Annotated in this window: 10 protein-coding genes; all 10 read left to right on the top strand. The window is 37.5% G+C overall.

From position 1 onward, the window contains the following. Positions 1-17 precede the first annotated feature (17 nt). The 10 genes from EGI05_RS14590 to EGI05_RS14545 all read left to right on the top strand — a co-directional run bounded on the left by EGI05_RS14590 (position 18) and on the right by EGI05_RS14545 (position 12,679). On the top strand, positions 18-1,511 hold the full coding sequence (locus EGI05_RS14590; RefSeq protein ID WP_123263767.1) for a RagB/SusD family nutrient uptake outer membrane protein: 1,494 nt from the start codon (positions 18-20) through the stop codon (positions 1,509-1,511). 110 nt (positions 1,512-1,621) lie between these two features. Then, positions 1,622-1,945, top strand: coding sequence for a DUF6660 family protein (locus EGI05_RS14585; RefSeq protein ID WP_123263766.1), 324 nt, complete (start codon positions 1,622-1,624; stop codon positions 1,943-1,945). Between the two features lie 143 nt (positions 1,946-2,088). Next, the gene (locus EGI05_RS14580; protein ID WP_123263765.1) at positions 2,089-6,447 is read left to right on the top strand and encodes a CusA/CzcA family heavy metal efflux RND transporter; all 4,359 of its coding nucleotides are present in this window, start codon (positions 2,089-2,091) and stop codon (positions 6,445-6,447) included. Between the two features lies 1 nt (position 6,448). Next, positions 6,449-7,714: an efflux RND transporter periplasmic adaptor subunit gene (locus tag EGI05_RS14575; RefSeq protein ID WP_123263764.1), complete on the top strand. Its 1,266-nt coding sequence runs from the start codon at positions 6,449-6,451 to the stop codon at positions 7,712-7,714. 137 nt (positions 7,715-7,851) lie between these two features. Continuing rightward, positions 7,852-8,730, top strand: coding sequence for a bestrophin family protein (locus tag EGI05_RS14570; RefSeq protein ID WP_123263763.1), 879 nt, complete (start codon positions 7,852-7,854; stop codon positions 8,728-8,730). Positions 8,731-8,761: 31 nt separating this feature from the next. Then, positions 8,762-9,181, top strand: a complete 420-nt coding sequence (locus EGI05_RS14565) for a Fur family transcriptional regulator (RefSeq protein ID WP_123264375.1) — start codon at positions 8,762-8,764, stop codon at positions 9,179-9,181. A 44-nt stretch (positions 9,182-9,225) separates the two neighbouring features. Continuing rightward, the gene (locus EGI05_RS14560) at positions 9,226-11,178 is read left to right on the top strand and encodes a heavy metal translocating P-type ATPase (RefSeq protein ID WP_123263762.1); all 1,953 of its coding nucleotides are present in this window, start codon (positions 9,226-9,228) and stop codon (positions 11,176-11,178) included. 119 nt (positions 11,179-11,297) lie between these two features. Continuing rightward, complete coding sequence (locus tag EGI05_RS14555) at positions 11,298-11,660, top strand: hypothetical protein (RefSeq protein WP_166668361.1); 363 nt, start codon at positions 11,298-11,300, stop codon at positions 11,658-11,660. 79 nt (positions 11,661-11,739) lie between these two features. Continuing rightward, complete coding sequence (locus tag EGI05_RS14550) at positions 11,740-12,015, top strand: YHS domain-containing protein (protein ID WP_123263760.1); 276 nt, start codon at positions 11,740-11,742, stop codon at positions 12,013-12,015. Next, on the top strand, positions 12,002-12,679 hold the full coding sequence (locus EGI05_RS14545) for an SCO family protein (protein ID WP_123263759.1): 678 nt from the start codon (positions 12,002-12,004) through the stop codon (positions 12,677-12,679). The genes EGI05_RS14550 and EGI05_RS14545 overlap by 14 nt, the downstream gene beginning before the upstream one ends. Positions 12,680-12,690: the final 11 nt, after the last annotated feature.

The following is a 12,690-nucleotide window of genomic DNA, read 5'->3' as shown; positions in this document are numbered from 1 at the left end:
CTTTAAAAATTTGAAACATGAAAAAAATAATATATCTGTCCTTATCATTATTGCTTACACTTTCAATAGTGAGTTGTGAAAGTGATCTGGAAACAGCTCCAACCAATCAGGCCAACGAAGCGGAAGTTTTTAAAACAGCTGAAAGCGCAGAAACCGTAATCAATGGAGCCTGGGCAAAATTGAATGATGATGGTCCTACATATGCCAATATAGGTTATTCAACGGTGCTCAGAACAAGTGATGCTATGGGAAGTGACGTAGCTGTTTTAACAAATAAGTATGGTTTTCCTTCGGCTTATGCATTCACGGATTTGGTGAATAACACCGGAAGCCGTTCTCTTTTCATTTGGAATGCTCTGTATTCTACCATCAATAATATGAATAATGTAATAAGTAGAATTGATGGGGTGGAAGGAAGCCAGACGAAAAAAGATCAGGTAAAAGGCCAGGCAAAAGCACTCAGAGCTTTTTGTTATTTAAACCTGGCAAGCTTTTATCAATTCAGTTATTTGAAAGATAAAAATGCATTAACAGTTCCGGTATATACGGAGCCTACGACTATAAATTCTGTTGGAAAGCCGAAAGCAAGTCTTGAAGAAATTTATACTTTGATTAAAAGTGATCTAACGGATGCTGATAATTTACTGCAAAACTATACCAGAAATAATAAGGACAAAATAGATCGTTCCGTGGTTAATGGATTATTAGCGAGAACTTATTTAAATACCGGAGAATGGCCTAAAGCTGTTGCGGCGGCAAAAGAAGCCAGAGTCGGATATCCGTTAATGGCTCCTGAAAAATATAAAGAAGGTTTCAATGATATAGGCAACGGAGAATGGATTTGGGGCCATGGCCAGACCCAGGAACAATCCGGGGAAAGCTATGCCTTCCATTATCTTGATGTGTCATCTTCAGGGAGTTATTATTACAGCTTCATGGCTGATCCTTATTTCAAAGATCTGTTTGATACCAATGATATCCGTTATCAATTATTCCAATGGGATGGACTGCCCGGAAGAGAAGGCCTTTTGAGGTATGCTAAATTTAAATTTAAAGCCACTCTGATTGCTGATATCGTATTGATGAGATCCGCTGAAATGTATTTAATTGAAGCCGAAGCTGAAGCCAGAAACGGAAATGTTACCAATGCAATTTTAGTTTTAAACCAATTGAAAGCAGCCAGAAATGCAAATGTTTACAGTGGTTCGCTTGCTCAGGATGCTGTCATTAAAGAAATTTTAATTGAACGAAGAAAAGAACTCTTTGGAGAAGGCTTTTCATTGTCAGACATCATCAGAACACAAGGAACTGTAGTAAGAAAACCTTATGTGAATGCCAACGGGCAACCCATACAAGTACAGGTAACCACACCAAACGGAACCATAAAGACAGTCAATGGGAGAGGGCATACCATTTTTGCCTTTCCTGATCAGTCTGCATTTGCTCCGAACAGCAGGTATTACCTGTTCTCCATTCCACAAAAAGAGATTGAAAATAATCCTAATCTATAACTTTTTTTAATTCCAGAAGGCCATTGCATATTATGCAGTGGCTTTTATTTTAGACTTAAATTAATCAAAAAACGAGTTTTCGTTTATAAAAAAACTTTACCTTTGTCCATATGAACCTTTTAAGATTGATTTTAGCATTCTATTTCATGGCATTATCCTTAATGCCCTGTGCAGATGTGCGTAAGCAATCAGGATCAACCAATACAGAAGTTTCTTTAAGTTTTGACGAATCCCATTCTAAAGATAAAGGGGATATCTGTTCTCCATTATGTATATGTAATTGCTGTCAGATGACTGTTGCAGCATTTAAAATGGAACCATTGATTAATGTACCGGAGAAGGTTCAAATGTATTTCTCCAAAAAAATCCTTTTTCAGAAAAACAATTTCGCTTACCAGGTGTATGACCATATCTGGCAACCTCCTAAGATTTAATTGATATTGATTTTTAGAAAATAAATTTCTAAAGTCATGTTGACAACTTTGCAATTCCATTGCAGAGCTTATCGTGATATTTTTGTGGCTCAATTTTTTTTAAGATTTGAGCATGAATTTTCAATAAAAAATTAAATCGAATAGTGTTAGATAAAATCATAAAATTTAGTATTAAAAACAAGATCGTTATAGGTATAATGACTTTGTTACTCATCATTTGGGGAGCTTGGAGCGCAACCAGGTTACCCATTGATGCCGTTCCTGATATTACTAATAATCAGGTGCAGATCATTACAGTATGTCCTACTTTAGCAGGCCAGGAAGTGGAACAGCTGGTCACATTTCCCATTGAGCAAAGTATCGCCAATGTTCCGGACATAGAAGAAACCAGAAGTATTTCACGGTTTGGATTATCAGTTATTACCGTTGTCTTTAAAGATAAAGTTGATATTTACTTTGCGCGGCAACTGATCAATGAAAAACTAAAACAGGCAGAGGAAAATATCCCAAAAGGAATTGGAACACCGGAAATGGCTCCGGTAACTACAGGTCTGGGTGAAGTCTATCAATATATTTTACATCCTAAAAAGGGAAGTGAAAAGAAATACAATGCAAAAGATCTTCGGACCATGCAGGATTGGATTGTTGCCCGACAGCTTTATGGAACGGAAGGAATTGCAGAGGTCAACAGTTTCGGAGGAGAGCTAAAGCAGTATGAAGTTGCGGTGGATCCCAATCGTTTAAAAGCGATGGGAGTAAGTGTTAGCGATATTTTTACGGCCCTTGAAAAAAATAACCAAAATACAGGGGGAGCTTACATCGATAAAAAGCCCAATGCTTATTTCATTCGTGGAATCGGGTTAGCAACTTCATTGGAAGATGTTAAAAAAATAGCTGTAAAGAACACCGGAACTGTACCTATCTTCATAAAAGATGTTGCTGATGTTCGTTTTGGGAATGCAACGCGTTATGGAGCAATGACTTATAATGGAAAAACAGATGCTGTTGGCGGAGTGGTAATGATGTTGAAAGGAGCCAATAGCAATGATGTTGTCAATAGAATTAAAGAAAAGATTCCAACCATACAAAAATCTTTACCACCGGATGTGGTGATAGAACCGTTTTTAGATAGAACGGAATTAGTAGATCGGGCTATTGGTACTGTGGAAAAAAACCTGATAGAAGGAGCACTGATTGTTATTTTCGTTCTGGTACTATTCCTTGGAAATCTTAGAGCGGGATTGATTGTTGCCTCCGCTATTCCATTATCCTTACTCTTTGCCTTAGGAATGATGAATGTTTTTGGAGTCAGTGCCAATCTGATGAGCCTAGGAGCCATAGATTTCGGATTGATCGTGGATGGAGCCGTAATTATTGTTGAGGCAACATTACATCATTTAGGAGTACGGAAATCTATGCAGAAACTGACGCAGAATGAAATGGATGAAGAGGTGTTTTTATCCGCTTCAAAAATCAGGGGAAGTGCAGCATTCGGGGAGATCATTATTCTTATTGTATATATTCCGATTCTTACATTGGCAGGAATTGAAGGAAAAATGTTTTCACCAATGGCTAAAACAGTAGGTTTCGCCATCTTAGGAGCATTAATTCTTTCCCTTACCTACATTCCAATGATGTGTGCTTTGTTTCTTTCAAAGAAAATTTCTCATAAGGAAACTTTTTCCGATAAGATGATGAATTGGTTACAGAAAAAATATCAGCCGTTATTGCAAAAAGCCATAAAGATCAAGTATGCTATTGTTGGAATAGCTCTTCTTTTATTCAGTATATCAGCATTTATTTTCAGTAAAATGGGCGGTGAATTTATTCCCCAGCTACAGGAGGGAGATTTTGCATTTCACTGCATTTTACCACAAGGAAGCTCCCTGTCACAGAGTATAGAAACCTCCATGCAGGCTTCAAGAATCATCAAGCAATTTGATGAGGTGAAAATGGTAGTTGGAAAAACGGGTTCTGCAGAAGTCCCTACGGATCCTATGCCTCCTGAAGCTTCAGATATGATCATTGTTTTAAAGCCTCAAAGCGAATGGAAATCAAAAAAGTCGTACAATGAACTTGCTGATGAGATGATGGAAAAACTAGAGGTGATTCCCGGGGTATTCTTTGAAAAAAATCAGCCGATTCAAATGAGGTTTAACGAATTGATGACAGGTATTCGCCAGGATGTGGCAGTAAAAATCTTTGGTGAAAATATGGATACCCTCTCTATATATGCAGATAAAGTAAGTAAGGTGATCCAAAGTGTTGACGGAGCGACTTCGCCGCAGGTGGAAAGAGTAGGCGGGCTTCCCCAGATTAATGTTACGTACGATAGAACCAGGATTGCCAATTACGGATTAAATGTAGAAGATGTGAATGATGTATTAAGCACAGCCTTTGCCGGAAAATCTGCGGGACAGATTTTTGAGAATGAAAGACGTTTTGACCTTGTGGTGAGATTGGATAGTTTGTATCGTACCAATATTGACGATGTAAGCAACCTCATGATTCCTACAAATACAGGAACCCAGGTTCCATTATCACAGGTCGCGAATATTGAATATAAACTCGGGCCGGCCCAAATAAGCCGCGAAGCCGGAAAGCGTAGAATTGTTATTGGATTTAATGTAAAAGGCAGAGATGTGGAAAGTGTAGTAAAAGACATTCAGGATAAACTTACAAGAGAAATAAAGCTTCCACCGGGATATTACTTTACGTATGGCGGACAGTTTGAAAATTTAAAAGAAGCAAGCCAGCGACTGATGATTGCGGTTCCGGTGTCTCTGCTTTTAATTTTTATGTTACTGTATTTTACTTTCCACTCTTTCAAACAGGCTACTTTAATATTTACAGCCATTCCTATGAGTGCAATCGGAGGTGTCTTTGCCCTTTTATTAAGAGGAATGCCGTTCAGTATCAGTGCGGGAGTTGGATTTATTGCCTTGTTTGGAGTAGCGGTACTCAACGGGATCGTTTTGATAGGGACTTTTAACCAGTTGGAAAAAGAAGGCATTTCAGATGTGATGAAAAGAGTGATGGAGGGAACAAAAACAAGGCTACGTCCTGTGTTGATGACTGCCACTGTTGCCTCACTAGGCTTCTTACCTATGGCGATTAGTACAAGCGCGGGAGCGGAAGTTCAAAAGCCGCTGGCAACAGTAGTCATCGGGGGATTGATTTCAGCAACATTCCTCACGTTATTTGTATTACCTATGTTGTATATTATTTTCAATTCTAAAATTAAAGGAAAATTTCTTAAAAAGCCCTTTACGGTGATCGCTTTGCTCGGATTTTTGTTTTTAGGACAAAATTTCAAAGCTCAGAATTCAAGAACGGTATCTTTGGAAGAAGCTATAGAATTAATGCGTACCAATAATTCTTCCCTGAAAGCGAAAGATTTAAATGTTCAATCATCAGAAGCATTAAAACCAACAGCTAAAGAACTTCCAAAACTGGATTTCAGTGCACAGCTCGGGCAATACAACAGTCCGAAGTTTGATCAGTCATTTGCTATTTCCCAGACCATCCCTTTTCCGACTTTATTTAAAGCCAGAAAGGAATTGATTCAGGAAGAAATCAAAACTAAAGAGATTGAAAAGAAAGCCACGGAAAATGAATTGATCAAACAGGTAAGAAGCTATTTCTATCAGATAGAATATCTACAATATAATCAGTCTAAACTTGAATATCTTGATAGTTTATATAATGATTTTATAAGGATTGCCACTATAAGATTCAAAGCAGGAGATATTAAGAAAATAGAGATTAATACAGCGGAAACCCAAAAAGGAGAAATCAATCTCTTGCTTCAGCAGAATAAAGTATATCTGGATAACGCATATAAAAATTTAAAAGTATTATTAAATACTGATGAGGAGATTTCTATTCCGGTCTCTCAAAATTATGAGCCTTTAAAAGCCGAAGATCTTTTAGATAATACAGATTTAGCCAATCACCCTGCTGTACAGATTTTCAAGCAGAACATGGAGGTACTGGAAAAGAATAAAAATGTTGAAAAAGCACAAGGTTTACCGGATTTCAGTATTGGGTATACTAATCAGTCTCTGATAGGTTTTCATACTCTGAACGGGCAGGAAAAATATTTCGGAGCTGGTAATAGATTTAATTCTGTAAGTCTAGGTATGGCTATTCCACTAACTTTTGGAGCAACCAAAGCCAGAATCAAGTCTTTGGAATACCAAAAGCAGATGGAAGAAAACAATGCAAAATTTCAACAGCAACAGTTGGAGGTTCAACTAAAAAACTCGTTGAGCCAATATCGGCAGGATTTTGTACAGTACGAATACTATCTTAATCAAGCTGTTCCTAATGCTAAAAATATTGTTAAGGCAGCTCAGCTGGGATATAAAACAGGGGAAATTTCCTATGTGGAATATTTATTTGCCCTCAGAACAGCAACAGATATTGAACTGAAATATCTTCAATCTATTCAGCAGGTCAATCAGACTGTTATCAATATTAACTCTATAATCAACAAATAAAATGAAATTCAAGACAAATATTATCATAGTCATTCTTTTATCATTATTTCTGATCAGCTGCGGAAAGAAGGAAACCGGAACAGAAATCAGGGAAAACAAAGAAAAAACAGAGGAGCACGAAGAGCATGAAAGTTCTGAATCCGCTTCATTGACTCAAGAACAAATGAATGCTGTGGGAATAGTTTTAGGACAGATTGAGATGAAAGAACTCACGGCAACGATTAAAGCAAACGGAATACTCAGTGTCCCGGAAAATAATAAAGCTAATGCAACATCCTTATATGGAGGTGTTATCAAGACCTTACATGTGCAGGTAGGCGATTTTGTAAGAAAAGGCCAGGTAATTGCTACAATAGCCAATCCAGAGTTTATACAGCTTCAGGAAGACTACCTTACTACAGGCAGCCGTATCACTTTTGCGGAACAGGAGTACAGAAGACAAAGAGAACTTTTTGATAACAATGCAGGTGCAAAAAAGAACCTTCAGAATGCCGAGGCAGAATTAAAGACACTGCGAACAAGAAGAGCCTCTTTACAAAGACAGATCCAGATGATGGGAATCAGTCCGGGAAGTGTTTCCAATAAAAATCTGAGATCCGGGCTTGCTGTTACGGCTCCTATCAGCGGGACAATCAGTAATGTGTTTTTACAGATAGGAAGCTATGTTGATGTGTCAACTCCCGTTGCGGAAATCGTGGATAACAGTTCATTGCATCTCGATTTACAGGTTTTTGAAAAAGATCTGCCTTCTATAAGAGCAGGCCAAAAGATCCATTTTACCCTGACCAATAACCCGGTTGAAGAATATGATGCTGAAGTCTACAGCATTGGAAGCGCTTTTGAAAATCAAAGCAAAACGATTCCTGTTCACTGTAAAGTAAAAGGAAATAAAGCAGGACTGATTGATGGAATGAATACAACAGCTATCGTAAGTCTGAATAATACATTGATGCCTGCGGTACCCAACACAGCAATTACCAGCGCAGATGGAAAAGATTATATTTTCCTGGTAACCCATAAAAAAGAAGACAGCCATGAGCATGGAAAAGAAGAAGGAGGAGAATCTCATGAACAAGAAAAGCCTCATCAAGAAGGGAATGAAAATGCTGTTGATTTTGAAAGAGTAGAAGTGGTAAAAGGGACTTCAGAGATGGGGTATACTGCCATTACGCCGGTAAAACCTATCCCTCAAGGTGCTAAAATAGCCGTAAAAGGAGCGTTCTTTATTAATGCGAAATTATCGAATACCGGAGGACATGAACATTAATTCTAAATCAGGTCATATAATTCTTAATTTCCTGATACTTGGAACCTTTGCAAATACATGTTATCTCGAAATTATAGGCGACTTCTTATTTAGAAGACAATAGATTTTGATAACTTTATTAACATAAAAATAGCATTATGCTTTTAAATAAAAAAATATCGATTTGGTATTTTATCCGCGAGATAAGATCTGAAATCCTCTTTATTCTTGTTTTTGCAATATCCATAGGTTTGCTGGATCTTCTCCCGATATTTCGTACCATATCCCTTCCGTTAAATATACCGGCCCTTTTAGGAACCGCAGTATCACTCCTTTTAGCTTTTCGTACTTCTCAATCTTATGAAAGATGGTGGGAAGCAAGAACTATCTGGGGTGCAATTGTTAACGATTCCCGCACTTTTATCCGGTTAATAATGCAGTTCCTTCCTTATAGAGATCCTTCCATAAAAGAATTTGCCGAAAGACAGATCATATGGACGTATGCGCTTGGAGAGTCTTTGAGGAAACTGCCTTTTTCTGGGAAAGTACAGAAATATTTAGATGCTCATGATATTAAGGCATTCAATATTCCTAATGCACTTTTGGATGAACATTCCATGCAATTGAAAGACGTGATCGCTTCAAGGCAACTCACCGATTTTCAGCAAAAGCAGCTGAATGATATAATGACCAGATTATGTGACAGTATGGGGAAATGCGAAAGACTGAAGAATACTGTTTTCCCAAGGTCATACAGTATTTTAGTTCATGTACTCATTTATGTATTTGCCGTTATACTTCCGTTTGGGTTGGACGATTCCCAATTGATCGTTGAGATAGTTATTACCTTCCTGATTCCGGTGATGTTTATTGCAATAGAAAAAACATCCATCATTATGCAGGACCCGTTTGAAAACCGGCCTGTTGATACCCCTATGACTTCCATAGCCGAAACCATAGAAATTAATTTAAGGCAAATGATAGGAGAGCAGAATGTGCCACAAAAGCGGATCAACGATCTGTATTATGAAATGTGAAATTTACAATGCCACTATTAAAAACAAAAAAATGAAAAAAGAAATAGAAAATAAACTTATAGATAAAAACACCAAACCCACCAGTATGAGGATTTTGGTATACGATTTTTTAAGTTCACAGGAAATGGCTCTTTCTTTATCCGAAATTGAAAATTATTTTGATAATGCGGACAGAACCACTATTTACAGGACCTTAAAAACCTTTGAAGAAAAAGGGATTGTGCACAGCATACAGGAAAACACGACTACAAAATATAAGCTTTGCCATGATGGATGTGATGAGCAAACACATAAAGACTGGCATCTGCATTTTTATTGCAAAATCTGTAAGCAGACAACGTGTAAGGAAGATATTTCATTTCCGGAAAATATTCAGACGAATTTCAGGATCGATGAAATAAGGCTTTTTGCAAAGGGAATTTGTGAACAGTGTCTTGAAAGTTTGCAATAGTATTGCATTCGTTTTACAATTACATTTGATTAAAATTATCAGTTATGGAAGAATGTTGCAGTACAAAACCAAAAAAAGAACAACATACAGAAGGAGATGGGCATGATCACAGCCATTCTCATGATACGGGAAGTCAATCCACATTTCAGATGTTTCTTCCTGCTATCATTTCTTTTGGATTATTATTAATAGGGATTGCATTAGACAATTATATAAAGCCGGATTGGTTTTCCGGTTGGGTCCGCTTGGTATGGTATCTTGTTTCATATGCTCCGGTAGGATTTCCGGTGTTAAAAGAAGCGTATGGAAGTATCATAAGAGGAGACGTGTTTTCCGAGTTTTTCTTGATGGGAATTGCCACCATAGGAGCATTTGTTATCGGGGAATATCCTGAAGGGGTTGCCGTCATGCTTTTTTATTCAGTAGGAGAAGTATTTCAATCTTTGGCAGTTACAAGAGCCAAAAGTAATATCAAAGCTTTGCTGGATCAGCGCCCTGATGAGGTTACTATTTTAAAAGATGGGCAGCCTTATACCGTAAAAGCCGAAACAGTGAATATCGGAGAAATTATTCAGTTAAAATCCGGCGAAAAACTGGGACTTGATGGTGAGCTACTCTCTGAAACAGCTTCATTCAATACTGCAGCACTTACAGGAGAAAGTAAACCGGATACCAAAACAAAAGGAGAAACCGTCTTAGCGGGAATGATCAACCTGAATACGGTGAGCCAGGTAAAGGTAACAACGGCTTATCAAGACAGTAAGTTGAGCAAAATTTTAGAGCTTGTTCAGAATGCAACGGCTCAAAAAGCCCCTACGGAACTATTCATCAGAAAATTTGCGAAAGTTTATACCCCGATCGTTGTATTTCTCGCGATAGGAATTGCTTTATTGCCATACTTTTTTGTAGCTGATTATCAGTTTAAAGACTGGCTGTACAGAGCTTTGATCTTCCTGGTGATTTCCTGTCCTTGTGCCTTGGTGATTTCCATTCCGTTAGGATATTTTGGAGGAATAGGAGCGGGAAGCCGAAATGGAATACTATTTAAAGGCAGTAATTTCCTGGATGTTCTGGCCAATGTGCAAAATGTAGTGATGGATAAAACCGGAACCATGACGGAAGGTGTTTTCAAAGTTCAGGAAGTGGATTTCAAGCCGGATTTTGATAAAAATGAAATGTTGAAATGGGTCAACGCATTGGAAAGCAAAAGTACCCATCCGGTAGCTACAGCGATTCATGAGTACGTAGGTGAAATTGATCATTCCATTCCGTTGGAAAATGTAGAAGAAATCCCGGGGCACGGTTTGAAAGCAATGATTAATGGTAAAGAATTGCTGGTAGGTAATTTCAGGCTGATGGATCAATTCAACATCAATTATGATATAAAGTCTGAAAATATCGTTTATACATTGATTGCTGTTGCCTATGGTCAAAAGTTTGCGGGCTATCTCACGATTGCGGACAGCATCAAAGCTGATGCACAGGTGACAATCAATAAGCTTACATCATTAGGTGTAAAAGCAACCATGTTGAGTGGAGATAAAACTTCAGTAGTAAAATATGTTGCGGATACATTGGGTATTCAAAATGCTTATGGGGATTTGCTGCCTGAAGATAAAGTCAATAAGGTTAAAGAAATCAAAGCTAAAAGCCAGAGTGTGGCTTTTGTGGGTGATGGAGTGAATGATGCGCCGGTTGTTGCTTTAAGCGATGTGGGAATTGCTATGGGCGGATTAGGGAGCGACGCTACTATTGAAACCGCAGATGTCGTGATTCAGGATGATATGCCTAGCAAAATTCCGATGGCCATTAATATTGGGAAACAAACAAAAAAAATTGTCTGGCAGAATATCATTTTAGCCTTCGCAGTAAAAGCGGTGGTTCTTATTCTTGGAGCAGGAGGTTTAGCTACAATGTGGGAAGCAGTTTTTGCTGATGTAGGAGTCGCTTTACTCGCTATCCTGAATGCAGTCCGAATTCAACGAATGAAATTTTAACATAAATCGATAAAAGCATTGTTAATGTAGCAATGCTTTTATCTTTATCAATGACTTTCATCAGGATCATAAAATAGAACAATATTGAGCCTTATATTTGTTACACAGAAATTGAGAAATTGAAATTTTTTGTATCCATATTCATCATTTTTATGATTGCAGTACGTCCTGTGTTGCCATTGGTAAACTATGCGGTCAATTATGAATATATTGCTAAAAACCTTTGTGAAAACAGAAGTAGGCCTCAATCCACCTGTAAAGGTAAATGCTACATTGAAAAGGAATTGGCAAAAACCGAAAAGCAAACCACCAATACAGCTCAAATTAAGATTTCTGCATTAGATGTTTTTATTCCTCATGAAAATCCTCTGTGTTTACATGCGGAAATATTGGATTATTCCAATGATACTGTGAATTCAGCTTATCCGGATATACACCTTTCAGAATATTCCGCTAAAATTTTTCATCCGCCGTTAGGTTAAATTAATAATCCCAGGTCCTGTGTTTTGTTCTAAAATCAAAACTATTTCACGTTATTATTAATTTCAATTTAAATCTTTAATGAAATCTAAGATCATTATAACGGCTTTGCTGTCGATGTCTCTATTCTCGTGCGCGCAGGAAGCTCCTAAAGTAAAGCATAAAAAGAGCATGAGCTCTTCAAAAGAAAATATAAAGAATGTAAAGGTCGTGAACGCGGAAGATCCGATCTGCAATATGAAAACAGCAGAATTTTTAAAAGATACTGTAGTGTATAAAAATAAAACGTATGGTTTTTGCAGTGTCTATTGTAAAGACGAGTTCAAAAAAAATCCTGAAAAATATGCCCAAAAATAAAGATGCAGGCTCCAAAGCAAAGTTCATTATCCCGATTGCTATCATTGCGATCATTTTTCTGGGTGTTGGAATAGCGTCTGGCTATTTTAGGAATAATCTTTATACAGTAATGAAGGTTCCGGATTTTGAACTAACGGATCAGAATAACAAGAAAATCACCAATAAAGATATGCTGGGAAAGGTATATCTGGTAGAATTCTTTTACAGCAGATGTCCTACTATTTGTCCTGTGATGAACAGCAATATGAGAGCTATCGAAGATGCAGTCAATAGTCCGGATTTCGGAATTATTTCCATCAGTATCGATCCTGATAATGATACTCCTGAAATTTTAAAACAGCATGCTAAAAGTGTAGGTTCAAAATCTCCGAATTGGCATTTTTTGACCGGAGATAGAACCTATATTGGAAATCTGGCAGATCAGTTCAATATTTATGTCGGAGATGAGGAAGATGAAGGAGAAAGCCTTAATCATAGCGGAATGATTGCGCTTGTAGATAAAGAAGGAAATGTCCGTTGCAGGTATAATAAAGATAATATGCCGATTTTATATTACTCTGGGCTTAACTATGAAGATCCTGAAGGGAAGACTCCACAATTAACAGGAAAGTATCATCCTGACAGGGAAATATTAATTGAAGATATCAAAAAACTATTACAATAGTTATTTAACTA

The organism is Chryseobacterium daecheongense, from assembly GCF_003729955.1.
GTDB classification, from domain to species: domain Bacteria; phylum Bacteroidota; class Bacteroidia; order Flavobacteriales; family Weeksellaceae; genus Chryseobacterium; species Chryseobacterium daecheongense.
This window is presented reverse-complemented; position numbering and strand designations above follow the sequence as displayed.